Source organism: Chromohalobacter sp. HP20-39, from assembly GCF_033052815.1.
Taxonomy (GTDB): Bacteria; Pseudomonadota; Gammaproteobacteria; order Pseudomonadales; family Halomonadaceae; genus Chromohalobacter.
On the sequence record NZ_JAWHTP010001111.1, the window covers coordinates 1 to 240 of the forward strand.

At 65.0% G+C, this 240-nt stretch carries 1 protein-coding gene; it reads left to right on the forward strand.

Features of this window, described 5'->3' with window-relative positions:
- Positions 1 to 85: 85 nt before the first annotated feature.
- The coding region (locus tag RVY79_RS22120) for a YHS domain-containing protein (protein ID WP_411161783.1) at positions 86 to 240 on the forward strand (155 nt) is incomplete at its 3' end.

Below are 240 nucleotides of genomic sequence, written 5' to 3' on the forward strand. Positions count from 1 at the left end.
TACGGGGCACGACGCGCATGCCGGTCACAAGCATGGGGGGTGCTGTTCGCATGGCCACCATCACGACGAGGCGGGGCCCGCCAAAATGATCGATCCGGTCTGCGGCATGACCGTCGATCCAGCGACGGCCAAGCATCGCCTGACCTATAGGGATCAGGAGTATTTCTTCTGCAGCGCGCGGTGCCGCGAGCGCTTCGATGCCGATCCCGAGAGCTTCCTGAAGCCGAAGGAGCCCGCGCC